Origin of the sequence: Paenarthrobacter sp. YJN-5, from assembly GCF_015040095.1 — a bacterium.
Classification (GTDB): domain Bacteria; phylum Actinomycetota; class Actinomycetes; order Actinomycetales; family Micrococcaceae; genus Arthrobacter; species Arthrobacter ureafaciens.
The window spans coordinates 1,651,856-1,678,201 of the sequence record NZ_CP053544.1 but is presented as its reverse complement, the minus strand read 5'-3'; the positions used below and the strand labels follow the sequence as shown (position 1 = coordinate 1,678,201).

Here is a 26,346-nt window from a genome sequence, read left to right as displayed (position 1 = left end):
GAGCCATGACAATTCATATCTCCTACCCCGCTGAGCTGCCGGTATCCGAGCGCCGCGAGGATCTGATGGCGGCCATCGCCGCAAACCAGGTGACCATCATTGCCGGCGAGACCGGTTCGGGCAAAACCACCCAGATCCCCAAAATGTGCCTTGAACTGGGCTTGGGCGAGCAGGGCCTGATCGGTCACACACAGCCCAGGCGCCTCGCGGCCAGGACGGTTGCCGAACGCATCGCTTCCGAACTCGGCGTGGAGATCGGCCAGGAAGTGGGCTTCCAGGTCCGGTTCACCGGCGAGGTCAGTGCCGCCACCAAGGTCAAGCTGATGACCGACGGTATCCTGCTCGCGGAGATCCAGCGGGACAAGCTGTTGCGCAAATACAGCACGATCATCGTTGACGAGGCCCATGAACGGAGCCTCAACATCGACTTCATTCTCGGCTACCTCAAGCGGATACTCCCCCAGCGGCCGGACCTGAAAGTCATCATCACCTCGGCAACCATCGATCCCGAACGCTTCGCGAACCACTTTGGCACCGACACCGCCCCCGCCCCGATCATCGAGGTTTCCGGGCGGACGTATCCGGTCGAAATCCGCTACCGTCCCCTGTCCCAGCCGGCCAACCCGGACGCCGAAGAATCCGACGACGAACTCGAAGAGGACCGGGATCCGCTGGATGCGGTCTGTGACGCCGTGGATGAGCTCGCAAAGGAGGCTCCGGGAGACATCCTCGTCTTCTTCTCCGGCGAGCGCGAGATCCGCGATGCCGCCGAGGCAATCAACGGACGCATCCAAAGCAACCGCCGCCTTGCCGGGACGGAAGTCCTGCCGTTGTATGCGCGGTTGAGCCTGCAGGAACAGCACCGGGTTTTCAACCCCGGCGGCAAACGCCGCATCATCCTGGCGACGAACGTCGCCGAGACATCGCTGACAGTCCCCGGCATCAAGTACGTCATCGACACCGGAACAGCGCGAATTTCCCGCTATTCGCACCGGACCAAGGTTCAGCGCCTGCCGATCGAACGTGTTTCGCAGGCCTCGGCCAACCAGCGGTCCGGCCGTTGCGGGCGTGTGTCCGAAGGTATTGCCATCCGGCTCTACTCCGAAGAGGATTTCGAGTCCCGTCCGCAGTTCACGGACCCGGAGATCCTGCGGACCAACCTCGCCGCCGTCATCCTGCAGATGACCGCCATGGGCGTTGCCCGCAGCCCCAAGGATGTGGAGAACTTCCCGTTCGTGGAGCCGCCGGAGTCGCGGGCAATCAACGACGGCGTCACCCTCCTTCGCGAGCTGGGCGCCCTCAGCGTTTCCAAGCCCGAGGGACCTGGAGGCCCGTCAGCCGGAAAGCAGGGCAAGAACCGTGGCGGACGCGGTCCGGGCCGTGATGGCGGCGGCCTGACGGCCATCGGGCAAAAGCTTGCGCAGCTCCCGGTCGACCCGCGCCTTGGGCGCATGATCGTGGAGGCCGGCAAACGTGGATGCGTGCGGGAAGTCATGATCCTCGCAGCTGCCCTGACCATCCAGGATCCCCGCGAGCGCCCTACGGACAAGCAGCAGCTCGCGGCGGAAAAGCATGCCCGCTTCCGTGACGAGAACTCCGACTTCACCGGCTACCTGAATCTGTGGAACTACGTGCAGGAAAAGCAGCAGGAGTTGTCCTCCACGCAGTTCCGCAGGTTGTGCCGCACCGAGTTCATCAACTACCTGCGGGTCCGCGAGTGGCAGGACCTCTTCACCCAGCTTCGCCAGCTGGCGAAACCGTTGGGAATCACCCTCGACACCAAGCTCGAGGCCGATCCCGTGGGCCACCACGACGATATCCACATCAGCTTGCTGTCGGGTCTGTTGAGCCACATCGGCGTCCTCGACGAGCGCAAGCGCGAATATGCCGGGGCCCGCGGCACCCGCTTCGCCATCTTCCCGGGATCGGCCTTGTTCAAGAAGTCGCCCGCTTTCGTCATGGCGGCCGAACTGGTGGAGACCAGCAGGCTCTGGGCACGCGTCGCGGCGAAGTTCGATCCGTTGTGGGCAGAGCTCGTTGCCCCGCACCTGGTCAAACGCTCCTACAGCGAACCGCACTGGTCATCACGCCAAGGCGCCGTGCTGGCCCATGAAAAAGTGACCCTTTACGGCGTGCCGATCATCCCGGACCGCAGGGTCAATTACGGCCGCATTGACCGCGAACTCTCGCGCGAGCTGTTCATCCGTCACGCCTTGGTGGAAGGTGAGTGGCGGACCCACCACAAGTTCTTCCACCGGAACCGCGCGCTGCTCCAGGAAGTCGAAGAGCTGGAGACCCGCATGCGGCGGCGGGACATCCTGGTGGACGACCAGACGCTCTTTGAGTTCTACGATGCCCGGGTGGGTCCGGACGTCGTGTCCGAGCGCCATTTCGACAAGTGGTGGAAAGAGGCCCGCCAGGCCGATCCCGCGCTGTTGGACTTCGACGAATCGCTCCTCATGAACGAGGACGCCGAGGGCCTCGACGAATCCGCGTATCCCAAGGTATGGCGCCACAAAGGCTTCGAACTGCCGCTGAGCTACGAGTTCCACCCTGTGGCGCCGGGATCGGCGCCCAACCCCTCCGACGGCGTGACCGCCGAGGTTCCGGTCCTGTTCCTGAACCAAATGGATGATGCCCCCTTCCGTTGGCAGATCCCCGGCCAACGCGTGGATCTGGTCACTGCCTTGATCAAGTCCCTTCCCAAGCAGATCCGCAAGAATTTCGTCCCGGCTCCGGATGTCGCCCGGCAGGCCACTGCCGCGTTGGAGAAGGACTTTGGTCCCGCCACGGACGAACTTGAGCCATCCCTTGAGCTGGTTCTGCGCCGGCTGCGTGGCCACATTATTCCGCCCGGTTCCTGGAACTGGGATGCCGTCCCCCAGCACCTCCGCGTGAGCTTCAAGGTAGTGGACAGCAAGGGCAAAGTGCTGGGCGAGGGCAAGAACCTTGCCCAACTGCAGGAGACCCTGGCGCCGGCAACCCGGCGTGCCATCGCAGAATCACTTGGAGCCACGCCCGCCAGCACCCGCAAAGCGAAGGTGCCGGAGGCGCCGCTGGAGAACACCCCGCACGGCAATCGTGCAGTGGCAGGTACGGCCGCAGGTGACGGAGTAGTGGCCGAGCGCTCGGGTATCACCGAGTGGGACTTCGGAACCGTTGAACGGCAGGTCACCCGCACCGTCAAAGGCCACGCAGTAACCGGGTTCCCGGCAGTGGTGGACGAGGGAAAGTCGGTGGCCTTGAGGGTGTTCCAAACCCGGCAGGAACAGGAAGCGGCCATGCGTGGCGGCGTCATCCGGCTCCTGGCGCTGCGCATCCCCTCCCCGGACAGGTACGTGCTGGAGCACCTCAGCAACACCGAGAAGTTGACGTTTAGCCAAAACCCGCATGGTTCCGTGAGCGCGCTGATCGCCGACTGCGCTTTGGCCGCCATTGACAAGCTGACTCCCGCGGAACTTCCGTGGGACCGAACTGCTTTCGATGCGTTGTACGAACTGGTCCGCGCGGAACTGATCGATACCGTTTTCACGGTGACGGCCGTCGTCGAACGCATCCTCTCCAGTACCCGCAGGATCCAGAAGCAGCTTAAGGCCAGTACCAGCCTGCCGTTGATCAGCGCGGTAAACGACATGAAGAGCCAACTGGAGCAGTTGGTCTACCCCGGTTTTGTGGCACAGACGGGCTACGCCCAGCTGAGCCAGTTGCCCCGCTATCTCCAGGCCATGGAGAAGAGGTTGGACAAGCTGCCGGGCAACGTGCAGCGCGATGCCCTCAGCATGGCGGTCATCCAAGGCCTCGAGGACGATTACGACGACGCCGTGGCGGCATTGACGCCCGGCCGTCGGGTGGGGCCGGAGTTAACCCGGGTGCGCTGGATGATCGAGGAGCTGAGGGTCAGCCTGTTCGCCGTGGAATTGGGGACCGCCTACTCGGTCTCCGAGAAACGGATCCGGACGGTCCTGAACCAAGCCCTGGCACCGGCCTAGGCGCCGGACTCAGTCCTCCGGCACGAACCCGGCATGGCCGGCAGAACGGAGTGCCGCCCGAAGCTTCACGGCTGTTGCGTCCATGACCGCCGGATCCGGATTGTGGTCCACATTGTGCACCTCGAAGTCGGCCATCGAATATGCCGGCCAGACGTGGACGTGCAGGTGGTCCACTTCAAAGCCCTCCATGAGCACGCCTACACGCTTGGCGTCGTAGATGTCTTCCTGGACCTTGCCGATCTTCTGGGCCACGTCCATGACCTTGCCCAGCAGTTCGGGGCTTGCATGGGTCCACGAATCCACTTCTTCCCGCGGTACCACCAAAGTGTGGCCGGGGGTGATTGGCGCGATGGTCAGGAAGGCAACTACGTCACTGTCCTTCCACACGAAACGCCCGGGGATTTCTCCGTTGATGATCCTGGTGAACAGCGTGCTCATGCGTCAGCCCTTTCCGATGGTTCCTGAAGAGTGGAGGTGTCCAGGACAAAACGGTATTTCACGTCGCCGGCCACCATGCGGTCGTATGCCTGGTTGAGTCCGGTGGCTTCCACGATCTCGATGTCACTGGCCACGCCATGCTCGGCGCAGAAATCGAGCATCTCCTGGGTTTCCGCGATGCCCCCGATCAGTGATCCCGCGTAGGCGAGGCGCCGGCGGATGAGCTGGCCGGGGCTGACGGGAGGCATGTCCTCCGCCGGCAGGCCCAGCTGGAACAGTGCTCCCTCCAAGCGCAGGGTGCGGAAATAGGGATTGAGGTCGTGCGGGGCCGCGACGGTGTCGATGATGACGTCGATGCTCCTGTCGGCGGCCTCCATCGCCTCCGGGTCCTTCGAAAGCACCACACGGTCCGCCCCGAGTTCACGGGCGGCCTCGAATTTGGATTCCGAGGTGGTGAACACGGTGACCTCGGCGCCCATGGCCTTGGCGATCTTGACGGCCATGTGCCCCAATCCGCCAAGCCCTACGACGCCGACGGAATCGCCCTCTTCCACCTCGAAGTAGCGCAAGGGCGAGTAGGTGGTGATGCCGGCGCACAGCAAGGGGGCGGCTGCGGCGGGGTCGAGCGCCTCGGGAATGCGGAGCACGAAGCGGCGGTCAACCACTACCAGTGTTGAGTATCCGCCTTGCGTCACGGCATCGCCGTTGCGGGGATCCTTCGCACCGTAAGTGCCCACGTTGCCGCGTTCGCAATACTGTTCAAGGCCCTCAAGGCAGCTTTCGCATTCCCGGCAGGAGTCCACTAGGCAGCCAACGCCCACACGGTCGCCGGGAGCGAAGTCAGCCACGGCGGAACCCACCCGGGTCACCCGGCCAACAATTTCGTGGCCTGGTACCAACGGGTAGTGCGGTACCCGCCATTCGGCGCGGGTGGCGTGAACGTCGGAATGGCAGAGGCCGCAGAACTCAATGGCGATCTCGACATCGTCGTCCTTGGGCGCCCGCCTGGCAACGGTCAGGGGTACCAATCCGCTCTCCGGCGAGGTTGCCCCGTACGCGGCTGCCAGGGCCCCGCCGTCCGGCGCGGCCCCGCTTTCCTCGACGGTGATCGGCTTGGCAAGGGGTGGGGGTACAGGTCGTCCAGGGGTCATGGTTCGACGCTACTCCCGGAAACGCGGCTCGTGCCACTTGGGCCCGCTCCGTCGAAGGGCCCGGCGCCTACTGCCACGGGATTCGCTCCGTTATTGGACCACTGGGAGAACGAACCGGGGAACAGGGCTGCCTCGAAGCCGGCGATGGCCAGTGCCGCTATTTCGTGCGCTGCCGTCACCCCGGAACCGCAGTAGACGGCAACCTTCGCGCCCTCGGTGACACCCAGGCTGCCGAAGCGTCGCCGCAGTTCCCCAGCCGGCAGGAAGTGTCCGGCGTCGTCCACGTTGGCGGTGGTTGGTGCGCTGACCGCGCCGGGAATGTGCCCTGCCCGCGGATCGATCGGCTCAACCTCACCCCGGTAGCGTTCACCGGCGCGGGCATCGAGGAGAATACCGTCGCCGGGCCACGCCGCGGCCTCACGCTCGGTGATGGTGGGCAGGAGGCCCTCACGCAAGGAGACGTTTCCGACGACGGCGGACACCTCGCCCGTCTCCTCCGGGTAACCTGCCGCGCGCCAGGCGGCCAGTCCGCCGTCGAGCAGGTACACCTCCTCAAGGCCCGCATTCCGCAGCATCCACCAAGCGCGCGCCGCTGCCATGCTGCCGCTGTTGTCGTACGCGACCACTGTGTCGCCGTCGTTGATTCCCCAGCTGCGGGCAGCTTCCTGGAAGCGGGCCGTGGACGGAAGGGGGTGCCGGCCCCGGTCCGGCTGCGCGTGGTCGGCCAACTGGGACGGGAGGTCCACGAAGACAGCTCCGGGCAGGTGCCCGGACAGATATTCCTCATGCCCGTCGGTCCGGCCCAGCACCCAGCGCACGTCCAGCAGCACAAGCCGCTCCCCCGCCGCGAGTCGTCTGTTCACTTCGGCTGCGTCCATGAGGATGGCCATCAGTTCTCCCTTGCTTGCGTCCTTGCCGTTGCTCCCCATCCAGCCTAGTGCGGCAGCCGGGCTGCCTCCTTCCAGAGCCTGCCGGACCGCGCCGGTAGTCTTGTCCGGTGAGCAATTCAGGCATTCAGGACAGGGCATGGGCCCACGAGGCCATCCGGAAGATCGAGGCGGAGAACAACCGCTCCGCGGATACCCACCTCTACGCGGTGCCGCTCCCCGAACACTGGGGCGTGGACCTCTATCTCAAAGATGAATCCACGCACCGCTCCGGCAGCCTGAAGCACCGCCTGGCACGCTCACTGTTCCTCTATGGCCTGGTCAACGGCTGGATCACCGAGGGAACTACCATCGTCGAAGCATCCAGCGGAAGCACAGCCGTGTCCGAGGCCTACTTCGCGCGCCTGATCGGCCTGCCCTTCATCGCAGTCATGACCAAAACCACCAGTCCGGAGAAGATCGCGTTGATCGAAGATTTCGGGGGTGCCTGCCTGTTGGTGGATCACGCCTCGGAAGTCTACGCAGTGGCCGAGGAGACCGCCCGCACCTCCGGCGGCTACTACATGGACCAGTTCACCTTCGCCGAGCGGGCCACGGACTGGCGCGGCAACAACAACATCGCCGAATCGATCTTCCAGCAGCTGGCGCTGGAACGGCACCCCGTGCCTGAATGGATCGTGGTGGGCGCCGGCACAGGAGGAACCAGTGCGACGATCGGCCGCTACCTCCGCTATAACCGGCACAGCACACGGCTTGCCGTGGTGGATCCGGAGAATTCGGCGTTCTACCCTGCCTGGCGCGACGGGGACTGCGGATCCGCCAGCGGGCTGCCCTCACGCATCGAAGGAATCGGACGTCCGCGCGCGGAACCCAGCTTTGTTCCGGCGGTGATCGACCACATGATCCAAGTGCCGGATGCCGCTTCGATCGCCGCCATGCGGCATCTGGCGAAGCTCGCAGGCCTTCATGCCGGGCCATCCACCGGAACCAACCTGTGGGGGGTCTGGCAGCTGATCGCCGGGATGGTCGCCGAGGGACGGCGCGGCAGCGTCGTGTCATTGATGTGCGACTCAGGTGAGCGGTATGCAGGCAGCTATTACGACGCCGGCTGGCTGGCACGTCAGGGCCTGGAACCTGCCGGTTATGAACAGATGCTGGACAACTTCCTCGACACCGGGACGTGGAACGGCTAAATCTCCACGGTCTGCCGGGGCGCGAGGCTGGAATACGTCGTGCCGTAGCGGGCTCCAAACCGTGTCACATGCCCCTCCACCAAGCCACGGCCCACCTCATTGAGCAGCCCGTCATGGACCGGGTAGGCCTGCGGGGCCCGGACGGAGATGACAAAGTCCACCACCTCGCCCACCTTCGACCACGGAGCGTGGATCGGCACGAGGAGTGTTTTGACCTGGATGCCGTCCGGCACCACGAAGGAATCACCGGGGTGGAACACATTGCCGTCAATGAGGTAGCCGATGTTGGCCACCACGGGGATCTGCCCGTGGATCAGGGCATGCTGCCCCCCGAATGTCTTGACATCAAACCCAGCAATGTCCACAGCCGAGCCCGGGTCCACGGCCCGAATCCGCTCCTCTACGGCGTCGACCGATGCCTCAGCGGCTGCCTTGGTGAGGGTCCGCGCCACCCCCTCCGGTGCATGGACCACCAGGCGTTCGTTCATCGTCAGCGCCTCCAACAGCACGGCCTGGTCGATGTGGTCCGGGTGTTCGTGGGTGACCAGTACGGCCTGCGCGCCTTCCAAGGCCTCTTTCGATTCCGAATAAATACCGGGATCGATGACCAGGACGTTCCCGTCTTTCTCCAGGCGGACACAGGCGTGGGTGTACTTAGTGAGCTTCATGGTCACAGCCTAGGGGCGGCCGTAGAACGATTCCAAGCACCCCCTGCGGTAAAATCAGGGTTGGCCAGCACCCCAGGGAAGTGAGTTTTTCAATGCCACAGGGCACCCAATCCGCCACCAGTGGCAGGTCAACACCCACTACCGGGGGCGTCAAGGAACAACGTGTCACCAAGCAGCGACTGGCCGTCAGCGCCGCCTTGGATGAACTGGATGACTTCGTCAGCACGCAGGAGCTGTACCGGCTGCTCCAAAACAAGGGCATCTCGGTATCGCTGGCCACGGCCTACCGGATCCTGCAGTCGCTGGCAGACGACGGCCTGATCGACGTGCTCCGTAATGGCGACGGCGAGGCCGTATACCGGCGCTGCGCCGTTACCGGCCACCATCACCATCTGCTGTGCCGCAACTGCGGCAAGGCCGTGGAGGTGGAGGCTCCCGCCGTGGAGACCTGGGCCGCCAGGACCGCAGCGGAACACGGGTTCACCGAAGTGGCGCACACCGTGGAGATTTTCGGGCTCTGCCCGGAATGCACGGCCCGGAAGGCCGCCGGGACACTCTAGTCCGGCGGGACACTCCAGTCCGGCGGGACTCTGTACCTAGACGGCGCGTGCGGGCTGGTCCCGCGACACCCTGCCGTTGAGGCCGCGGTTGGCCCGGACCCGCCCGATCACCCGGCACACCACGTAGATCAGGAATGACAACGTGGTGACGTAAGGGCTGATGGGGATGCGGCTGCCCAGCGCCAGGAGGATTCCACCCACCGTGGCCGTGAGTGCGAAGAGGACGCTCAGGAGGACAATCAGCTTGGGCGACGTCGTTACCCTCAGCGCTGCGGCCGCCGGCGTAATCAGCAGGGCCAGCACCAGCAAGGCTCCCACGATCTGGATGGACAGTGCCACGGTGATGCCCAACAACACCATGAAGCCGATGGCGAGCCCGCGCACGGGGACTCCGCGGGCCTCTGCCATTTCAGGATCCACGCTCGCAAAGCCCAGGGGACGCCAGATCAGAACCAGGGCAGCCATGACCACAACCGCCGTTCCCGCCAGGGTCTGGAGCTGGACGGTATCCACGGACACTATCTGGCCCGTGAGCAGTCCGAACTTGTTGGCGGCACGTCCCTCATAGAGGGCCAGGAAAAGAATTCCCAGGCCCAGGCCGAACGGCATGATGACGCCGATGGTCGAGTTTTTGTCCCTGGCCCTGACGCCCATGAAGCCCAGTAGTACCGCTGCTGCCACCGAGCCCACCAGGGAGCCCAGGATGATGTCGGCTCCGATGAGCAACGCAAAAGCAGCACCGGCAAAGGACAACTCCGAAATGCCGTGGACCGCGAAGGCGAGATCGCGCTTCATCACGAACGTGCCCACCAGGCCGCCGAGCAGGCCCAGGACTGCTCCGGCCCAGATGGAGTTCTGGACCAGTGCCAGCAGTTCGCCGTAGTTCTCGAAATTGAAGATGGTCTGCAGGATGCCATCGAGGTCCATCAGAACTCCTCCCCGGCAGCTGTGTGCGCATCGTCGTGGAAGTGCGTGGTGGCGTCCGGAAGCCCGACGACGACGAACCTGCCGTTGGTCTGGATGACCTCCACGTGGCTGTTGTACAGATCGGAGAGCACGTCGGTTGTCATGACTTCCTGCGGGGTGCCTACGCGGAAACGTCCACCGGCCAGGTAGAGGACACGATCCACGTAGTCGATCACGGGGTTGATTTCGTGCGTCACGAACACCACGGCGCTGTTCCTCTTGTGGCACTGCTCATTAATAAGGGCACTCACGCCCTGCTGGTGGTTCAGGTCCAGCGAGAGCAGCGGCTCATCACACAGCAGCACAGCGGGATCGGTGGCCAGCGCCTGGGCAACGCGCAGGCGCTGCTGCTCCCCGCCGGACAACTGCCCCACGGGGACCTTGGCGTAGTCGGAGGCCCCCACGAGTTCCAGAAGTTCATCAACGCGCCGATTGACTTTTCCGGAGCCCAGCCGGACTCCCCAGCGGTGGCCGTCGATGCCCAGGGCCACCAGGTCCCTGGCACGTAGCGGCGTGTCAGGAGCGAAAGACTTTTGCTGCGGAATGTACCCGATGGTGCGGCTCCCGCGCTCCACGGGGCGTCCGCCAAGGGTCACCGTTCCGGACTGCAGTTCCTGGAGTCCGAGGAGGACCTTGAGGAAGCTGGTCTTACCGCTTCCGTTCGGCCCCAGGACCGCGAAGAACTCGCCGGGGCTGATGTCGAGGTCAAGGCCCTTCCAGAGTGTCCGCTTGCCGAACTGAAGGCTCGCTTCGCGGAGGCTCACTACCGGTGTCAAAAGTTGTCCTCGATCCATGCGCATCCTGGGTGGGCGCAACTCAGTCAGTGGTGGGCATTTTGCCTGGCGGCATCTGTCCTGGACGGACAGCCACCTGATTATCTTAGGCGATGCTATTTCGCCAGTGCGGCCGACATTGCCTCGACGTTGGCGGTCATCCACTGGAGGTAGTCCTTGCCCTCGGGAACGGTCTCGGTGAAGTCAACCACCGGCACGCCCGCAGCTTCGGCAGCCTTCTTCACGGACTCGGTCTGTGGACCTTCCGTTTGGCCGTTGTAGGCCAGCAGGCGGACTCCGGCCACGATGTCTGCGGTTTCCTTCAGGACGGAAGCGGGCACATCCGTCCCCTCTTCCACCGCCGAGCTGTAGGCCTCGGGCGTCTTGTTGACCAGCCCTGCGGCTTCAAGGAGGTACAGGGGAACGGGCTCCGTGATGGCTACCGGGGCGCCCTGTTGGCTGGCTTTCAATGACTCCAGCTTTCCAGCCAACTCCGAAAGGCCGGTTTTGAAGCCGGCGGCGTTGTCTTTGAAGGTGGGAGCAGCAGCGGCATCCAAGGCACTGAGCTTGTCCGCCACCTTGTCCGCGAGCTTGCCCATGGCGTCCAGGCTGTACCAAACGTGCTCGTTGAACTCGCCGTGGTCGTGGCCATGGCCGTCTTCAGCGTGTGCGTCCTCGCTGTGGTTCTCCCCTTCGGGAGCCAGCCCGGATACTTCCACTGCGCTGACGATGTTGTCGTGGCCGATGTTGGTGTCGTCGGCGATTTTGTGGAGGAATCCGTCATAGCCTCCCCCGTTTTCCACGACGAGCTGTGCCTTGGAGACCACCAGCTTGTCCTGGGCACTGGCTTCGTAGGAGTGGGGGTCCTGGCTCGTCTTGGTGATGATCGCCTTCACGTCCACCTTGTCACCGCCTACGGCTTTGACGATCTCCCCGTAGACATTGGTGGAAGTCACCACGTGCAGGACACCGGAAGACGCCGACGGCGACTCCCCGCCGCCGCCCGCACCGGTACTTCCGGAGCAGGAAGCAAGGGCCAGGGCAGCGATGGCGGAAACAGCGGCAACGGACAGGCGGGCGGCGTAGCGACGCACGGAAACCTCGGATCTACTCATTCGAGAATGGGGCACAACAACAAATGGATGTGTCCAGTGTAGCTGCTAATAGGAATGATTCCTATTTAGAAAACAGGGATGCTGAATCCTTTACTGCTGCGGGTGCGGTCCGCCCAGCCTCCGGATGCCCGTGGCCTGCGTAGCGTCCCGGATCTCGCCCACGAGCTGCTCAATGACATCTTCAAGGAAGAGGACACCTTGGATATTCCCCTTGGGGCCAACCACGCGGGCCAAATGGGAGCCCGTCCGTTGCATCACGGACATGGCCCTTTCGATTTCGTCATCGGGCGAGAGGTTGGCAAAGGAACGGATGCGCCCCTCGGCAATGGGGTGCCTGCGCCCTTCCTCCGGGATGGACAGGATGTCCTTGACGTGCAGGTACCCGGCGAGTTCGCCGTCGTCGTCCACCATCGGGAAGCGCGAGAAGCCGGTACGGCTGACCGCTTTTTCCAACTCCACGGGAGTGGACGAGGTCTTGAGCATCACCAGCTTGTCCAGGGGCACCATGATGCTGGAAGCGGTGTGTTCGGAGAACTCAAGCGCGCCGGTCAACAACCCGGCTTGGTCATCCACCAGGCCGTGCCTGGTGGACTCCTGCACGATCGACTGCACTTCCTCCAAGGTAAAGGAAGAGGAAACCTCGTCCTTGGGCTCGATCCGCATCAGGCGCAGGATGTGGTTGGCGAGCCAGTTCAAGGTCCAGATCACGGGCTTGACCATCCTGGCGATGAACACCAGCGGCGGCGCCAGCAGCAGTGCTGCCTTGTCCGCCACAGACACCGAAATGTTCTTCGGCACCATTTCGCCGAAGGTCACGTGGAGGAAAGTCACGAACAACAAAGCGATCCCAAAAGCGATCACATCGGCCAGTTCGACCGGAACACCCACCACTTCCAAGGGCCCGGCCAGCAGGTGGTGGATGGCCGGCTCTGCCACCTGCAGGATCAACAGCGAGCACACCGTGATGCCTAGCTGTGCGCAAGCAAGCATGAGGGACACGTTTTCCATGGCGAGCAGGGTAGTTTGAGCGCGCTTGGAGCCGCTTTCCGCCAGCGGCTCGATCTGGCTGCGGCGCGCGGACATGACGGCGAACTCGGCGCCGACAAAGAAGGCGTTGCCGATCAGAAGGACAACGAGCCACATGATGCCAACCCAATCGTTCACAGGGCACCTGCCTCATGGTTGCGCTCGTCGGTCCCCGCCGGGTTGTCCTGCGGTTCAGCTATGTGATGGAAACAGATCCTGTCGATCCTTCGACCATCCATCCTCGTGACCGTCAGCGTTCCGCCGTCGACCTCCACAGTGTCTCCCACCGTGGCGATGCGTCCCAGCTTGCTCATGACGTAGCCGCCTACGGTCTCGTAGGCCGATTCGTCAGGAACTTTCAGCCCCGGAATCTGCTCCGAGACTTCGTCCGGCCGCAGGAGACCGGGAAAATACCAATCCCCCGAAGCGCTCTGCAGCAATCCCGGACGGACCTTGTCATGTTCATCGGCAACCTCGCCCACAATTTCCTCCACCAGGTCCTCCAAGGTGGCGATTCCGGCCGTGCCGCCGTATTCGTCAAGGACCACCGCCAGCTGGAGGTTGCCCTCCCGCAGTTCGGCCAGCAGGGAGTCGAGGTGGATGGTCTCAGGGACACGCAGGACGTCGGTCATGATCGCACCGGCTTCCAGTTTGCCGCGGCGGTCGGCCGGGACAGCTACCGCCTTCTTGATGTGGACAACCCCACGGATGTCATCAGCTGAATCGCCGATCACGGGAAAACGCGAATAGCCGGTCCGCCGGGCGGCGTCCAGGATGTCCGAAACGGGCTGGTCGGCGTCGATCGTCTCCATCCGGATACGCGGGGTCATGACATCCGCCGCGGTCCTGCCGGAGAAGTTCAGCGTTCTGGCCACGAAGTTCGCCGTACCTGCGTCAAGTGTTCCCAGTTCTGCTGACCGACGGACCAGGGAAGCGAGCTCCGCGGGCGTCCGCGCTCCGGAGATCTCCTCCTTTGCTTCCAGGCCGAAGACGTTGAGGACCTTGTTCGAGAAGCCGTTCAACACCACAATGGCCGGTTTGAAGACCGCGGTGAAGACCAGTTGCGCAGGGGCAAGGCGCTTGCCCAAAGGAAACGCGAGGGCTATGGCCATGTTCTTGGGCACGAGCTCACCCAGGAGCATGGACAGAAGCGTGGCCAGCGCCATGGCCACAACCAACGCTACGGAGGCAGCGACTTCCGGGCTCAGGCCCAGCAGTGCCAGCGGTCCGCTCAGGAGATGACCCACGGAAGGCTCCATGACGAAACCCGTCAGCAGAGTGGTGAGCGTGATGCCCAGTTGGCAGCTGGACAGCTGCGTGGACAGCGACTTGAGGCATTTAAGAAGGGCTGCGGCGGCGTGGTCGCCGTCGTCCACAGCCCGCTGCACGCTGGCTTGGTCAAGCGCTACCAGGGAAAACTCGACAGCGACGAAGAAGCCGGTCCCCAGGATCAAGGCAAAACCGGCCAGGAGGAGAATCCATTCCATCTACCGCATCCCTCCACGGAGCGCGGACCCGAATACGGTCAGCGCATTGGCGCGGTGAGGGTCCGGCGGAGGTTGGTCGGGCGCAGCAGGAGACGACTCTGCGGGTCCACCGGCAGGGGCCGCCGGTTCATGATGGGCATGTGAACGGGTGCTGCCGGCGTGCTGGGTACGGTGTGCGGAGGTGCCGTCCAGGCTCCCCCGGCAGTACCCAGGCCGGCACCTGGATTTACTGTCCATAAGGGTTTTAGTCTACAGCCCGGGAAGCCGCGGGACCCGCGCTCCTTCCCGCAATCACAGGTGCCTGAGCATCGCTCACGAAAGCCGACATGATTTAGGTCACCACTATTGGCAGTTAACCAATGATCCTAACTAGACTGGCAAAGGTCTGAGTTCGCGGGACGCGGACCCTGGCACATCGTTGCGGAACAGCAACTGTGGCCAGCGGGAAAATAACACTCATGGAAGAGGCGTATTTCAAGTGCCAGAGCAGCCCAGCCACCGTCTACCAGAGGAATTTGGCGGAAACGAGTGGCTCGTTGACGAACTGTACGAGCGGTACCAGCAGGACAAGAATTCGGTCGACGCCAAATGGTGGCCGCTTTTCGAGTCCTTCAATACCAGCGAGGGCACTTCTTCCAACGGAAATTCTGCAGCCGCCACGGCTGCCAATCCCCCTACCCAAGTACTTCCCGTAGTAGCCCCGGCTGCAGCGGCTCCGGCACCGGCGCCGGCCGCGCCCAAGGCTGCTCCTGCCCCTGCTGCTGCCTCTCCGGCACCGGCACCGGCGAAGAAAGAACCGGCCACGGTTGCCAGGGACGGGGCAAAGAAGCCCACCGGCGGCAACGCGGCACAGCCGATCCCGGCCCAGCTGCCCAAGAACACCAAGGCGCCCACGGCGCCGGAAGAGGACGTCGTTTCAGTCCTCCGCGGCCCCGCAAAGGCCATCGCCTCCAACATGGTCACCAGCCTCGAAGTGCCCACCGCCACCAGCGTGCGGGCAGTACCGGCCAAGTTGCTCATTGACAACCGCGTAGTCATCAACTCCAACCTTGCACGCGCCCGCGGCGGCAAGGTGTCCTTCACGCACCTCATTGGCTACGCCGTGGTCCGCGCGCTTTCCCAGTTCCCGTCGATGAACGTCTACTACGACGAAATCGATGGCAAGCCCAGCGCAGTCCAGCCCGCCCACGTCAACTTCGGCATCGCCATTGACATGCCCAAGCCCGACGGCACCCGCCTCCTGATGGTTCCCAACATCAAGAAGGCGGAGACCATGGACTTCGCGGAGTTCTGGCACACCTATGAGGACCTCATCAAGCGTGCCCGGAACAGCAAGCTCACCGCCGACGACCACGCCGGCACCACCGTGTCCCTCACCAACCCCGGCGGCATCGGCACCGTCCACTCGGTTCCCCGCCTCTCCAAGGGCCAGGCCGCGATCATCGGCGTCGGCGCGCTCGACTACCCGGCCGAGTTCCAGGGCGCGAGCGAGAAGATCATCGCCCAGAACGCCATCAGCAAGATCCTGACGCTGACCTCCACCTACGACCACCGCGTCATCCAGGGTGCAGGCAGCGGCGAGTTCCTCAAGCTGGTCCACCAGCTCCTCCTGGGCGCCCAGAACTTCTACGACGAGATCTTCGAAGCGCTGCGCATTCCGTACGAGCCCGTCCGCTGGAGCCCGGACCTCCAGGTTGATCCGGCAGACGAAATCAACAAGGTTGCCCGGATCCAGCAGCTCATCCACTCCTACCGGGTCCGCGGCCACCTGATGGCCGACACCGATCCCCTGGAGTACGTCCAGCGCAAGCACCCGGACCTTGACGTCCTCACCTACGGCCTGACCCTGTGGGACCTGGACCGCGAATGGCCCACGGGCGGTTTCGGCGGCAAGCCGCAGCTGAAGTTCCGTGACATCCTCGGCGTCCTTCGCGACGCTTACTGCCGCACCACCGGCATCGAGTACATGCACATCCAGGAACCTGCCGAGCGCAAGTGGTTCCAGGACGAACTGGAGCACCCCTACTCCAAGCCCAGCCGCGAAGAACAGCTGCGCATCGTCTCCAAGCTCAATGCCGCAGAGGCTTTCGAAACCTTCCTGCAGACCAAGTTCGTGGGCCAGAAGCGGTTCTCGCTTGAAGGCGGCGAGTCCCTGATTCCGCTGCTGGACGCCATCATCTCCGATGCTGCCGACGACGGACTGGACGAGGTGGCCATCGGAATGGCGCACCGCGGCCGCCTGAACGTGCTGACCAACATCGCCGGCAAGACCTACGCCCAGGTGTTCCGTGAGTTCGAAGGCACCCAGGACCCGCGCTCCGTGCAGGGTTCCGGCGACGTCAAGTACCACTTGGGTACCGAAGGCACCTTCACCTCGGACAACGGCAAGCAGACCAAGGTGTACCTGGCGGCCAACCCGTCCCACCTTGAAGCCGTCGACCCGGTCCTGGAAGGCATTGTCCGCGCGAAGCAGGACCGCCTGGACCAGGGCGAGTCCTTCCCCGTCCTGCCCATCATGGTCCACGGCGACGCTGCCTTTGCAGGCCAGGGTGTTGTTGCTGAGACCCTCAACCTCTCCCAGCTCCGCGGATACCGCACCGGCGGCACGATCCACGTGATCGTGAACAACCAGGTGGGCTTCACTACGGCTCCGTCTTCCTCGCGCTCGTCCACATACTCCACGGACGTCGCGAAGATGATCCAGGCACCGGTCTTCCACGTGAACGGTGACGATCCCGAGGCTGTTGTCCGCGTGGCGCAGCTGGCGTACCAGTTCCGCCAGCGCTTCCACAAGGACGTCGTCATCGACATGGTCTGCTACCGCCGTCGCGGGCACAACGAGGGCGACGACCCCTCGATGACGCAGCCGCTGATGTACAACCTCATCGAGGCCAAGCGCTCCGTCCGCAAGCTGTACACCGAATCCCTGATCGGCCGTGGCGATATCACCGAGGAAGAAGCCGAGCAGTTGCTCCGCGACTACCAGGAGCGCCTGGAGCGGGTCTTCGCGGAGACGCATGCAGCGCAGACCTCGCCTATCCCGATCATCACTGCGGACTCTGCAGCTGTATCGGACATCGAGCGTCCCATTGCCCAGCAGGCGGACTTTGGCACCAACTCCCCCGCGTCCACGGCCATTTCGGCCGAAACCCTTGCACGGATCGGCAAGGCCCACGTGGAGATCCCCGATGGCTTCACGGTGCACTCCAAGCTCAAGCAGCTGCTGGAGAAGCGCGAGCAGATGTCCCGTGAGGGCGGCATCGACTGGGGCTTTGGCGAGATCGCAGCCTTTGGTTCGCTCATCATGGAAGGCGTTCCCGTCCGCCTGGCCGGCCAGGACTCGCGCCGTGGCACGTTCGTCCAGCGCCACGCAGTCTTCCACGACCGCGCCAACGGCAACGAGTGGCTGCCCCTGGCGAACCTCTCTGACGACCAAGCCAAGCTGTGGATCTACGACTCCCTCCTGTCCGAATACGCAGCCATGGGCTTCGAATACGGATACTCCGTGGAGCGTCCGGATGCCCTGGTGCTGTGGGAGGCGCAGTTCGGCGACTTCGTCAACGGTGCGCAGACCATCATTGACGAGTTCATCTCCTCGGCAGAGCAGAAGTGGGGCCAGCGTTCTTCCCTGGTCCTGATGCTGCCGCACGGCTACGAGGGCCAGGGCCCGGACCACTCCTCGGCCCGTATTGAGCGCTTCCTGCAGCTGTGCGCTGAGGACAACATGATCGTCGCGAATCCGACGACGTCCGCATCGCACTTCCACCTGCTTCGCCGCCAGGCCTACAGCCGGCCCCGCAAGCCGCTGATCATCTTCACGCCGAAGCAGTTGCTGCGCCTCAAGGGCGCCGCGTCCGCCGTCGAGGACTTCACCACCGGTGCATTCCGGCCGGTCATCGGCGAGCACGAGCTCCAGCCGGCCAATGTGGACCGCGTAGTCCTGGTCTCCGGCCGCTTGTACTACGACCTCCTGTCTAACCGCCAGAAGTCCGGCGACACGTCCACTGCGATCATCCGCGTGGAGCAGCTCTACCCGCTGCCCATCGCTGAGATCGAAGCTGAGCTCGCCAAGTACCCGAACGCCGACATCGTGTGGGCACAGGATGAGCCTGCCAACCAGGGTCCGTGGCCGTTCATGGGCCTGAACCTGGCGCCGCAGCTGGATCGCAAGGTCCGCCTGGTGTCGCGTCCGGCATCGGCTTCCACCGCGGCCGGTTCCATGAAGCGTCACGCTGCTGAACAGGATGCCCTGATCAAGCAAGTGTTCGAACGTCAGTAGAAGGAAATCTGCCCGGCCCGAGGCGCCTTGTGCGTCTCAGGCCGGGCAGTTCTGTTTAATGGGACAGATAACCGGTTCACAAACCGACGCCGTCGTAAGCCGTGCATGGACCGTAACGAGTGTGAAGAGGTAACCGTGGAAGACAGGAAGCTGCGCATAGCAGCCGTGGGAGACGAACTGCTGGCGGGGCTCGGTGACCCGCGTGCTTTGGGCTGGTTGGGCCGGGTCCTTGCGCGTACGCCGCAGGAGGCGGTCGCGGTTGAGTCCTTCGCACTCCCCTGCCCCATGGAAGGCACCGAGGGCCTGGCGGCAAGGTGGCAGGATGAGGCCGGACGGCGGTTCAGCGATACCCACGAGAACCGGCTGGTCATCGGCCTCTCGGGACGTGACCTTGAGTTCGGTCTTTCCACAGCCCGCAGCCGCCTGAACCTGGCGAACATCCTTGACGGTGCGTCGCACAGCGGGGTGGAAGTCTTCGTGGTTGGTCCCCCGCCCACGCTTGATCCGGCACGCAACAAGCGCCTGGCCGAGTTGAACACCGCCTTCGCTGACGTGACCACCCGGCGGAACCATCACTACGTGGACACGTTCTCCCCGCTGCTTAATCATGAGCAATGGCGTACCGACCTCGCAGCAAACGGAGGCACGCCCGGACAGGCAGGCTATGGACTGATCGCCTGGCTCGTGTTGCACCGCGGGTGGTTCCAGTGGCTTAACATCGCGCAGCCCGAGTAGGCGGTCTCCCGGCTCCGGTCCCAACAACCATTGCCATCCGCCAAGTCGCGATATATCGTGTTTTCATCAAACGCGATATATCGCAATTGGAGGGATCATGTCAGACGAGTTATGGACCGTGACCGGCCCGCAAACCATCGAGGTGGACGACGTCCGCTCGCTCAAGCTTGGAATCGTGAAAGGCCGCTTCGACGTGGTGACCCACGATCAGCCGTTCGTCCGGATCGAGGTGAGCGAAATCAGCGGGGATCCCCTCACCATAACCCTGGTCAACGGCCGCTTGGAGATCAGGCACCAGCTCCAAGGACCGCAGGGTTGGTTCCGTAACCTGATGGGGACCGTCAACAACACCAGCACCAATTCGGTGATAGTCGGCGTAGCGCTGCCTCCCGGAGTGGACGTAGAGGCCGGAACGGTCAGCGGTGACGGACTGGTGGCAGGCATCAGCGGCCGCATCCGGCTCAATACGGTCTCCGGATCGGTCATGGCCGACGGCACCAGTGGAGAACTGCACGTCAACACCGTCAGCGGCGAAGTCATCGCCAGAAACCACGACGGCGTCCTGACCGCCAAGAGCGTTTCCGGTGAAGTAACCGCTTCGGGCACGTTCTCGAACGTCCGGGCATCCACCGTCAGCGGGGACCTCACCTTTGAGCTCCAGGATTTCACCAACGATTTCGGGGCCAATTCCGTCTCCGGTGACCTCACCATCCGGCTGCCGCACGACGTCGGGCTTGACGTCGTGGCCAAGTCGGCCAGCGGCTCTGTGGTCATTGATGACCGCCTGTACGCGCAACCGGGAAGCAACGTCCATACCATCGTGGGCCCTGACGAGAAGCTTATGCTGTTGCGCACCAACACCGTCTCCGGCAAGACGTACATCATGCACGCCCCCGCGCCTGCTCCGGAAACCGACAGCCCGGTGTCCGGCGGGACGGGGCTCTGATGCCTCCGGTCTTCGCCCACGGGGCGCTCAGGCTTTACCTGCTGGCGTTGCTCGAGTCCGCGCCGAAACACGGCTACGAACTCATCAAGGCACTGGGCGAACGGTTCGGTGGAACCTATTCACCCAGCGCCGGAACCATCTACCCGCGGTTGGCCAAGCTGGAGGAGGAAGGCCTGGTGGCCACCGAATCAGAGGGCAGGCGGACCACATACTCCATCACTGACGCGGGCCGGGCCGAACTTGACCGCAGACGCCAGGAACTGGCCGACGTCGAGGAGACCATCTCCGCCTCCGTCCGGAGGCTGGCTGACGGACTGAGGGCTGATATCCGCAGCAACATGCGCGGACTCAGGGCTGATCTTGCCGCTACTGCCGAGGCGGCACGGACCACTGCGCGAACCTCTGCACGCACCCCGACCGCCGGCGAAAGCACGTACGCCTACTCCCCCGAGGGACAGCGGATCCTCAAGGAAGCCGAACTCATGGTCCAATCCTTCCGCGATGACATCCGGATGGAGCTGCGGAAACAAGGCGCGGCGCATCCCTTGTCACCGGTGGCCCTGGAGACAGTCCGGACTGTCCTGGACCAAGCCCGCATCTCAATCCGGAACTCGCTTCGAAGCTGAGTCCGGACTTCCCGGTTCGCGAGGCCCTGCCCGGATGTGCGAAACTGGAGGGCAGCTTTATTGTGAATCAATCATTGAAGGAGGCCAGCTATGAGCAAGCGTGCACGTAAGCGTCGTGACCGTAAGCGCGGCGGCGCAAACCACGGCAAGCGCCCCAACACCTAAGCCAGAGGCTTGGAGTCAAGGCTTAAAGCAAAGGCCCCGGAAACCATGCGGTTTCCAGGGCCTTTGGCGTTTAAGCGGCTTTGGTCAGCGGACCTGCAGCCGGTTCAGGCCTCCACGGGCTTGATCGAGTGGATCCTGTCAAGAATGGAGTTCTTGAGGTTCTCCGGCGCAGATTCGGTGCAGGAGCGCTTGACCATGGTGCGGATGAGGCACTCGAGATCGTACTGCTCGGAGCACTCCTCGCAACCGTCCAAGTGCTGCTTGATCTCGCCGAGGTCCTCACGGGTCAGTGCGCCGTCGAGGTACTCGTAAATACGCTGCATGCGCGTATCGTCGCAATCGCCCAATCCCTGGCAGTCGCTCATTTCTCTTTCTCCTGATTGTTGCTACCGGCCGTGGCCTGCTCTTCTGTCTGGGCCCGGAAGCCCCGTTCGGCGGCGTAGTCCGCCAGCATGTCCCGGAGCATCTTCCTGCCGCGGTGCAGGCGCGACATGACGGTGCCGATCGGGGTATTCATGATCTCTGAAATCTGCTTGTACGCATACCCCTCGACATCCGCGAAGTAGACGGCCAGGCGGAACTCTTCCGGGATGGACTGCAAAGCATTCTTGACGTCCGAATCCGGGAGATGGTCGAGGGCCTCGGCTTCTGCGGAGCGCAGCCCCGCGGACGTGTGCGACTCCGCCTTGGCCAGCTGCCAGTCCTCGATCGTGTCCGAATTGGACTGCAGGGGTTCCCGCTGCCGCTTCCGGTAGAGGTTGATGTAGGTATTGGTCAGGATCCGGTACAGCCAGGCTTTGAGGTTCGTGCCCGGCTTGTATTGGTGGAACGCAGAGAAGGCCTTGGTGTAAGCCTCCTGGACCAGGTCCTCGGCATCGGACGGGTTGCGCGCCATGCGCATCGCCGCCGAGTAAAGCTGGTCCACATACTGCATGGCGTCGCGCTCAAAGCGCGCCCGGCGCTGCTCGGCGGTTTCGGTGGAAGGATCGACGGCGGCCGGGGCCTGAGCGTCGTCGCCGGCTGCCTGGTCCCTGGCCGCTGCGGCCGGTTCAATGGTGCTCATCGATGCCAAGTCTACTGTCAGCTGCAGTGAATCCGGCTGCGCGGGCGACGTGGGCCCCGGTAAATCCGTGCGGTCCCTCACCAAGGTCAAAAAACCAACTCCGTTCGTGAAGCGGCAACACCATGCCGCGGCCCGGTCTTCACCGCGCCTTCTGTTCACAACGGCCACCGGTGGGTAAATATTCCGCAAAGGTGCAAGACTAGAGCAGACTGCACCCCTTGAACACGACGTCAAACGACGCCTGTGGCCAATCATCCAGGAGGCAAGACATGTCTGTAATCCGTTTCCTCGCGCGACCCATGCTCGCATCAAGTTTCGTCATTACCGGGCTGGACAAACTGAAGAACGCGGATGACACTGCCAGGCAGTTATCGCCGGTACTTCGCCGGGCTTCCGAGTCCCTTCCTTTCCAGACAGACGAGAAAGTCCTGGCCCGCGTCATCGGTGGCGCGCAGTTGGGGGCAGGTGCCCTCTTGGGCCTGGGAAAAATGTCCCGTTTCGCTGCCACCGTGCTCGCTTTGACCTCGGCGCTTAACACCTACGTGGAGTGGCGCTCAGCGGATATCAGCACCAAGGAAGGCCGTAACGCCCGCCGTGCCCAGCTGCTGAAGAACATTTCCCTGACCGGAGGCGTGCTGCTCGCTTCCGTGGACACTGCCGGACGCCCCAGCCTGGCATGGCGCGCCGAACACCTTGCCGCCGACGCAAAGAAAGTCACCGGGAAGCAGATCAAGCGCGCAGACAAAGCAGTACGCAAGGCCGTCGACCACGCAGTTGGAGCATAAGGAAGCATGACTGGTACCACCGCAGCAAACACCGGCACGGAAAGCGCCGCAGCACAATCCCTCTGGCCGGCGCCCTTTGCCAAGCAGCCGGTCGATGCCACGGTAACGGTACCGGGCTCCAAGTCCTTAACCAACAGGTTCCTGATCTTGGCGGCCCTGGCTGATGGGCCGTCAAGGTTGCGGGCTCCCCTGCACTCGCGGGACTCCGCCTTGATGGTCCAGGCCTTGCGCCACTTGGGAGCGACCGTCACCGAGGTGCCGGGCGACGGGGACTACGGTCCCGACCTCGAGATCAGCCCCATCAGTTCGACGGACACTCCCTCCGACACCTCCATCGACTGCGGCCTTGCCGGAACGGTCATGAGGTTTGTTCCCCCTGTGGCGGCCCTCCGCCGGGGAACTGCCGTCTTCGACGGCGACCCCCATGCCCGCAAGCGCCCCATGGGAACCATCATCGAGGCGCTCGTAGCCCTTGGGGTTCCGGTTCGCGCCGAAGGCGGCAGGACGCCGTCGGCCCTGCCTTTCGCGGTGGAAGGCACCGGCGAAGTCCGCGGCGGGCATCTCGTGATCGATGCCAGTGCCTCGTCGCAGTTCGTATCGGCGTTGTTGCTGGTGGGTGCGCGCTTCACCGAGGGCCTGCATCTTGAACATGTCGGCAAGCCGGTGCCAAGCCTCGACCACATCAGCATGACAGTGTCCGTGCTCCGCAGCGTCGGGGTCAGCGTGGACGATTCGGTGCCCAACCATTGGCGCGTGGCTCCCGGCCCCATCCGTGCCTTCGACCAGCGCATCGAACAGGACCTGTCCAACGCCGGTCCCTTCCTGGCCGCCGCACTGGCCACCCGCGGCACCGTCAGAATTCCCAACTGGCCCCTCCGGACAACTCAGGTGGGTGATCTCTGGCGCAGCATCCTCACCACCATGGGGGCAACCGTCACCCTGGAGGAGGGCACGCTCACCGTCACGGGCGGTCCCGACATCAAGGGGGCGGACTTTGACGAGACCAGCGAACTGGCTCCCACCGTTGCCGCCCTGTGCGCTTTGGCCAGCGGACCCTCCCGCCTGACCGGGATCGCCCACCTCAGGGGCCACGAAACGGACCGGCTCGCCGCGTTGGTGAACGAGATCAACCGCCTCGGCGGGGACGCGGAAGAAACCGCGGACGGTCTCATCATCCGTCCGGCTGCCCTGCACGGCGGCGTCGTGCACAGCTATGCGGACCACCGCATGGCTACGGCGGGTGCCATCCTCGGGCTCGCCGTGGAAGGGGTGGAAGTGGAAGACATCGCCACGACTTCCAAGACGATGCCCGAATTCCCGCACATGTGGGCAGCCATGCTCGGGCAGGCTTCCCGCGATTCCGGTGAATTCCCACAGGCGGGCACAACCGGGGGCAACCGCTGACCATGGGCCGCGACGCACGCTCCTGGGACGAATCGGATGTCCGCATCCGTCCGAACAAGAAAGGTTCCAGGCCCCGCACCAAGGACCGCCCCAGCCACGACGACGCCGTGGTGGGACGAATCATCACGGTCGACCGCGGGCGCTACACCGCGATCGTGGGCGAGGACTCTGACAACGAACGCGTAGTCATTGCAGCCAGGGCCCGCGAACTCCGCCGCACGCCGGTGGTTCCGGGCGATTTCGTTGCCTTGGTGGGCGACGTCTCCGGCAGTCCCGATACCCTGGCGCGGCTGGTCCGCGTCGAAGAACGCCGGACCCTGTTGCGTCGCAGCGCTGATGACACGGACCCGATCGAGCGGGTAGTGGTGGCGAACGCCGACCAGCTGGTAGTGGTGGTGGCCGCGGCCAACCCGGAGCCGCGTACAGGTTTCATCGACCGCGCCTTGGTGGCAGCCTACGACGCCGGCATAGAGCCGCTGCTGCTCATCACCAAAGCGGACGTCAAGGATCCGGCGGAACTCCTTTCGAACTACCTCAGCCTGGACTTTCCGGTCATCATCAGCCGCACGGCGGATTCACAAGCGTCCGGCATCGATGCCCGCTCGGACGACGGCTTGTCCGCCCGGCTCGACAGCGAAGCGGTGTCCCGCCTGCGGGACCACCTCGACGGAAAAGTGACCGTCATGCTGGGGCACTCCGGCGTCGGCAAGTCCACCATGGTCAATGCGCTGACGGGCGCGGAACGGGCAACCGGCGGAGTCAACGCCGTGACGGGCCGCGGCCGGCATACTTCATCGTCCGCCCTGGCCCTCAAGCTGGCCGACGCTCCGTCGGGCAGCTGGATCATCGATACTCCCGGCATCCGTTCCTTCGGATTGGCCCACGTCGACCCGGACCGGATCCTGCACTCCTTCCCGGACCTCGAGCCCGGGACCGAAGACTGCGAACGGGGCTGCAAACACGACGCCAACGCCGTCAACTGCGGGCTGGACGCCTGGGTCAACGAAGGGCACGCCGGACCTTCCGGTGCCGCCCGGCTGGCGTCCCTGCGCCGGCTTCTCGGAGCGGACCCGCGCCTGGAGGCGAAGGAAACCAAGGAACTCGGCACCGTCAACTGAGGCGGGAAAAGCACCACTTCCCGGGTGCAGGGATTGTTTCACGATAGTTTGGTGGCATGACCCAACCCGTTTCCAGTTACAACGATGACCTGCGGCTGGCCCACGTCCTGGCCGATTCGGTGGACGCCCAGACCATGGACCGGTTCAAGGCCCTGGACCTGCAGATCGAAACCAAACCCGACCTGACGCCGGTCACCGATGCGGACAAGGCAGCCGAGGAAGCCATCCGCGGCCAGCTCTCGCGTTCGCGTCCCCGCGACGCCGTGCTGGGCGAAGAGTTCGGCAGCAGCGGCCATGGATCGCGGCGCTGGATCATCGACCCCATCGACGGGACGAAGAACTTTGTCCGGGGGGTGCCGGTGTGGGCAACCTTGATCGCCCTCGTTGACGAGGACGAGCCCGTGGTGGGTGTGGTCAGCGCGCCGGCACTCGGCAAACGCTGGTGGGCCGCCAAGGGCATGGGAGCCTACACAGGGCGGTCCCTCGCGTCGGCCACCCGTTTGAAGGTCTCCAACGTCTCTTCGCTGGCGGACGCGTCACTGTCCTTCTCGAGCCTTTCGGGATGGAAGGAGCGCGGAAACCTGGACGAATTCCTTTCGCTCACTGACGACGTCTGGCGGACCCGCGCCTTCGGGGATTTCTGGTCCTACTGCCTGGTGGCCGAAGGTGCCGTAGACATCGCCTGCGAACCGGAACTAAACCTTTACGACATGGCTGCATTGGTGCCGATCGTCACGGAGGCCGGCGGCAGGTTCACCTCGCTTGAGGGCGAAGACGGCCCCTTCGGCGGCAACGCGCTGGCCACCAATTCCATCCTCCACTCAGAGGTCCTGAAGCGCCTCAACCCGGAGATCGACGATCTCCTTTAGCGCGCTCCGGCAACAGCCGAACCGTAATGCTGCGAATAATCGACGGCGACAAACCCACTTCAGGGTGCCATCGCCGTCGATTATTCGACCAAAACGGGATTCG

Annotated in this window: 23 protein-coding genes; 12 read left to right on the top strand and 11 right to left on the bottom strand. The window is 64.0% G+C overall.

The features are described from left to right. Nucleotides 1–5: 5 nt before the first annotated feature. Entirely contained in the window at nt 6–3,989 is a 3,984-nt protein-coding gene (gene hrpA / locus HMI59_RS07965) for an ATP-dependent RNA helicase HrpA (protein WP_193593312.1), read from the top strand. 9 nt (nt 3,990–3,998) lie between these two features. On the opposite strand, the gene HMI59_RS07960 is transcribed toward hrpA, so the two are convergent. From HMI59_RS07960 to HMI59_RS07950, 3 genes are read right to left on the bottom strand one after another with little or no spacing between them, the layout of a single operon-like run. After that, nucleotides 3,999–4,427, bottom strand: a complete 429-nt coding sequence (locus tag HMI59_RS07960; RefSeq protein WP_193593311.1) for an HIT family protein — start codon at nt 4,425–4,427, stop codon at nt 3,999–4,001. Continuing rightward, nucleotides 4,424–5,578, bottom strand: a complete 1,155-nt coding sequence (locus HMI59_RS07955) for an NAD(P)-dependent alcohol dehydrogenase (RefSeq protein ID WP_193593310.1) — start codon at nt 5,576–5,578, stop codon at nt 4,424–4,426. The genes HMI59_RS07960 and HMI59_RS07955 overlap by 4 nt, the downstream gene beginning before the upstream one ends. Beyond that, complete coding sequence (locus HMI59_RS07950) at nt 5,575–6,468, bottom strand: sulfurtransferase (protein WP_193593704.1); 894 nt, start codon at nt 6,466–6,468, stop codon at nt 5,575–5,577. The genes HMI59_RS07955 and HMI59_RS07950 overlap by 4 nt, the downstream gene beginning before the upstream one ends. A gap of 107 nt (nt 6,469–6,575) precedes the next feature. Here HMI59_RS07950 and HMI59_RS07945 point away from each other — a divergent pair, with 107 nt between their 5' ends. Next, nucleotides 6,576–7,658, top strand: coding sequence for a PLP-dependent cysteine synthase family protein (locus HMI59_RS07945; RefSeq protein WP_193593309.1), 1,083 nt, complete (start codon nt 6,576–6,578; stop codon nt 7,656–7,658). On the opposite strand, the gene HMI59_RS07940 is transcribed toward HMI59_RS07945, so the two are convergent. Next, nucleotides 7,655–8,326: an MBL fold metallo-hydrolase gene (locus HMI59_RS07940; protein WP_193593308.1), complete on the bottom strand. Its 672-nt coding sequence runs from the start codon at nt 8,324–8,326 to the stop codon at nt 7,655–7,657. The genes HMI59_RS07945 and HMI59_RS07940 overlap by 4 nt on opposite strands. Nucleotides 8,327–8,418: 92 nt before the next feature. Here HMI59_RS07940 and HMI59_RS07935 point away from each other — a divergent pair, with 92 nt between their 5' ends. Next, nucleotides 8,419–8,886 (top strand): Fur family transcriptional regulator, encoded by a 468-nt coding sequence (locus HMI59_RS07935; protein WP_021471027.1) that lies wholly within the window; start codon nt 8,419–8,421, stop codon nt 8,884–8,886. Nucleotides 8,887–8,922: 36 nt separating this feature from the next. On the opposite strand, the gene HMI59_RS07930 is transcribed toward HMI59_RS07935, so the two are convergent. The 5 genes from HMI59_RS07930 to HMI59_RS07910 form a co-directional block, all read right to left on the bottom strand. Then, nucleotides 8,923–9,813, bottom strand: coding sequence for a metal ABC transporter permease (locus HMI59_RS07930; protein ID WP_069695157.1), 891 nt, complete (start codon nt 9,811–9,813; stop codon nt 8,923–8,925). Further along, a complete protein-coding gene (locus HMI59_RS07925) occupies nt 9,813–10,646 on the bottom strand; it encodes a metal ABC transporter ATP-binding protein (protein WP_031216068.1) in 834 nt (277 codons plus the stop codon). The genes HMI59_RS07930 and HMI59_RS07925 overlap by 1 nt, the downstream gene beginning before the upstream one ends. Before the next feature lie 95 nt (nt 10,647–10,741). Beyond that, a complete protein-coding gene (locus tag HMI59_RS07920; protein ID WP_031216069.1) occupies nt 10,742–11,740 on the bottom strand; it encodes a metal ABC transporter solute-binding protein, Zn/Mn family in 999 nt (332 codons plus the stop codon). A 90-nt stretch (nt 11,741–11,830) separates the two neighbouring features. Beyond that, nucleotides 11,831–12,904, bottom strand: coding sequence for a hemolysin family protein (locus HMI59_RS07915; protein ID WP_021471031.1), 1,074 nt, complete (start codon nt 12,902–12,904; stop codon nt 11,831–11,833). Further along, nucleotides 12,901–14,253 carry a hemolysin family protein gene (locus HMI59_RS07910; RefSeq protein ID WP_062097213.1) on the bottom strand — a complete coding sequence of 451 codons (1,353 nt, stop codon included), beginning with the start codon at nt 14,251–14,253 and terminating at the stop codon, nt 12,901–12,903. The genes HMI59_RS07915 and HMI59_RS07910 overlap by 4 nt, the downstream gene beginning before the upstream one ends. A 478-nt stretch (nt 14,254–14,731) precedes the next feature. Between HMI59_RS07910 and HMI59_RS07905 the strand changes: the two genes are divergently transcribed. The 5 genes from HMI59_RS07905 (at nt 14,732) to HMI59_RS26070 (ending at nt 21,004) form a co-directional block, all read left to right on the top strand. Further along, the gene (locus tag HMI59_RS07905; RefSeq protein WP_193593307.1) at nt 14,732–18,532 is read left to right on the top strand and encodes a multifunctional oxoglutarate decarboxylase/oxoglutarate dehydrogenase thiamine pyrophosphate-binding subunit/dihydrolipoyllysine-residue succinyltransferase subunit; all 3,801 of its coding nucleotides are present in this window, start codon (nt 14,732–14,734) and stop codon (nt 18,530–18,532) included. Nucleotides 18,533–18,667: 135 nt separating this feature from the next. Next, the gene (locus tag HMI59_RS07900; protein ID WP_021471034.1) at nt 18,668–19,267 is read left to right on the top strand and encodes a GDSL-type esterase/lipase family protein; all 600 of its coding nucleotides are present in this window, start codon (nt 18,668–18,670) and stop codon (nt 19,265–19,267) included. Nucleotides 19,268–19,364: 97 nt separating this feature from the next. Next, a complete protein-coding gene (locus tag HMI59_RS07895) occupies nt 19,365–20,213 on the top strand; it encodes a DUF4097 family beta strand repeat-containing protein (protein ID WP_021471035.1) in 849 nt (282 codons plus the stop codon). Further along, nucleotides 20,213–20,839, top strand: coding sequence for a PadR family transcriptional regulator (locus HMI59_RS07890; protein ID WP_021471036.1), 627 nt, complete (start codon nt 20,213–20,215; stop codon nt 20,837–20,839). Before HMI59_RS07895 ends, HMI59_RS07890 begins: the two co-directional genes overlap by 1 nt. 90 nt (nt 20,840–20,929) lie before the next feature. Next, nucleotides 20,930–21,004 (top strand): 50S ribosomal protein bL37, encoded by a 75-nt coding sequence (locus HMI59_RS26070; RefSeq protein ID WP_369299106.1) that lies wholly within the window; start codon nt 20,930–20,932, stop codon nt 21,002–21,004. A 104-nt stretch (nt 21,005–21,108) separates the two neighbouring features. Here the strand turns inward: HMI59_RS26070 and rsrA are convergent, their stop codons facing one another. Both rsrA and HMI59_RS07880 read right to left on the bottom strand, forming a co-directional pair. Continuing rightward, nucleotides 21,109–21,369 (bottom strand): mycothiol system anti-sigma-R factor, encoded by a 261-nt coding sequence (gene rsrA, locus HMI59_RS07885; RefSeq protein ID WP_021471037.1) that lies wholly within the window; start codon nt 21,367–21,369, stop codon nt 21,109–21,111. Next, nucleotides 21,366–22,157: a sigma-70 family RNA polymerase sigma factor gene (locus HMI59_RS07880; RefSeq protein WP_193593306.1), complete on the bottom strand. Its 792-nt coding sequence runs from the start codon at nt 22,155–22,157 to the stop codon at nt 21,366–21,368. Before HMI59_RS07880 ends, rsrA begins: the two co-directional genes overlap by 4 nt. Before the next feature lie 179 nt (nt 22,158–22,336). Between HMI59_RS07880 and HMI59_RS07875 the strand changes: the two genes are divergently transcribed. From HMI59_RS07875 to hisN, 4 genes are read left to right on the top strand one after another with little or no spacing between them, the layout of a single operon-like run. After that, complete coding sequence (locus HMI59_RS07875) at nt 22,337–22,852, top strand: DoxX family membrane protein (RefSeq protein WP_021471039.1); 516 nt, start codon at nt 22,337–22,339, stop codon at nt 22,850–22,852. 6 nt (nt 22,853–22,858) lie between these two features. Beyond that, the gene (gene aroA / locus HMI59_RS07870; RefSeq protein WP_021471040.1) at nt 22,859–24,256 is read left to right on the top strand and encodes a 3-phosphoshikimate 1-carboxyvinyltransferase; all 1,398 of its coding nucleotides are present in this window, start codon (nt 22,859–22,861) and stop codon (nt 24,254–24,256) included. 2 nt (nt 24,257–24,258) lie between these two features. Further along, on the top strand, nt 24,259–25,374 hold the full coding sequence (locus HMI59_RS07865) for a ribosome small subunit-dependent GTPase A (RefSeq protein ID WP_021471041.1): 1,116 nt from the start codon (nt 24,259–24,261) through the stop codon (nt 25,372–25,374). 56 nt (nt 25,375–25,430) lie between these two features. Continuing rightward, on the top strand, nt 25,431–26,243 hold the full coding sequence (hisN, locus tag HMI59_RS07860; RefSeq protein ID WP_021471042.1) for a histidinol-phosphatase: 813 nt from the start codon (nt 25,431–25,433) through the stop codon (nt 26,241–26,243). Nucleotides 26,244–26,346: the final 103 nt, after the last annotated feature.

Bases quoted from the DNA above. Each gene is read 5' to 3' on its own strand.
- HMI59_RS07935 (WP_021471027.1), top strand. From the start codon at position 8,419: ATGCCACAGGGCACCCAATCCGCCACCAGTGGCAGGTCAACACCCACT.
- HMI59_RS07890 (WP_021471036.1), top strand. From the start codon at position 20,213: ATGCCTCCGGTCTTCGCCCACGGGGCGCTCAGGCTTTACCTGCTGGCG.
- HMI59_RS07950 (WP_193593704.1), bottom strand. From the start codon at position 6,468: ATGGCCATCCTCATGGACGCAGCCGAAGTGAACAGACGACTCGCGGCG.
- HMI59_RS07920 (WP_031216069.1), bottom strand. From the start codon at position 11,740: ATGAGTAGATCCGAGGTTTCCGTGCGTCGCTACGCCGCCCGCCTGTCC.
- rsrA (WP_021471037.1), bottom strand. From the start codon at position 21,369: ATGAGCGACTGCCAGGGATTGGGCGATTGCGACGATACGCGCATGCAG.
- HMI59_RS07910 (WP_062097213.1), bottom strand. From the start codon at position 14,253: ATGGAATGGATTCTCCTCCTGGCCGGTTTTGCCTTGATCCTGGGGACC.
- HMI59_RS07930 (WP_069695157.1), bottom strand. From the start codon at position 9,813: ATGGACCTCGATGGCATCCTGCAGACCATCTTCAATTTCGAGAACTAC.
- HMI59_RS07895 (WP_021471035.1), top strand. From the start codon at position 19,365: ATGTCAGACGAGTTATGGACCGTGACCGGCCCGCAAACCATCGAGGTG.
- aroA (WP_021471040.1), top strand. From the start codon at position 22,859: ATGACTGGTACCACCGCAGCAAACACCGGCACGGAAAGCGCCGCAGCA.
- HMI59_RS07875 (WP_021471039.1), top strand. From the start codon at position 22,337: ATGTCTGTAATCCGTTTCCTCGCGCGACCCATGCTCGCATCAAGTTTC.
- hrpA (WP_193593312.1), top strand. From the start codon at position 6: ATGACAATTCATATCTCCTACCCCGCTGAGCTGCCGGTATCCGAGCGC.
- HMI59_RS07865 (WP_021471041.1), top strand. From the start codon at position 24,259: ATGGGCCGCGACGCACGCTCCTGGGACGAATCGGATGTCCGCATCCGT.
- HMI59_RS07925 (WP_031216068.1), bottom strand. From the start codon at position 10,646: ATGGATCGAGGACAACTTTTGACACCGGTAGTGAGCCTCCGCGAAGCG.
- HMI59_RS07940 (WP_193593308.1), bottom strand. From the start codon at position 8,326: ATGAAGCTCACTAAGTACACCCACGCCTGTGTCCGCCTGGAGAAAGAC.
- hisN (WP_021471042.1), top strand. From the start codon at position 25,431: ATGACCCAACCCGTTTCCAGTTACAACGATGACCTGCGGCTGGCCCAC.
- HMI59_RS07960 (WP_193593311.1), bottom strand. From the start codon at position 4,427: ATGAGCACGCTGTTCACCAGGATCATCAACGGAGAAATCCCCGGGCGT.
- HMI59_RS07955 (WP_193593310.1), bottom strand. From the start codon at position 5,578: ATGACCCCTGGACGACCTGTACCCCCACCCCTTGCCAAGCCGATCACC.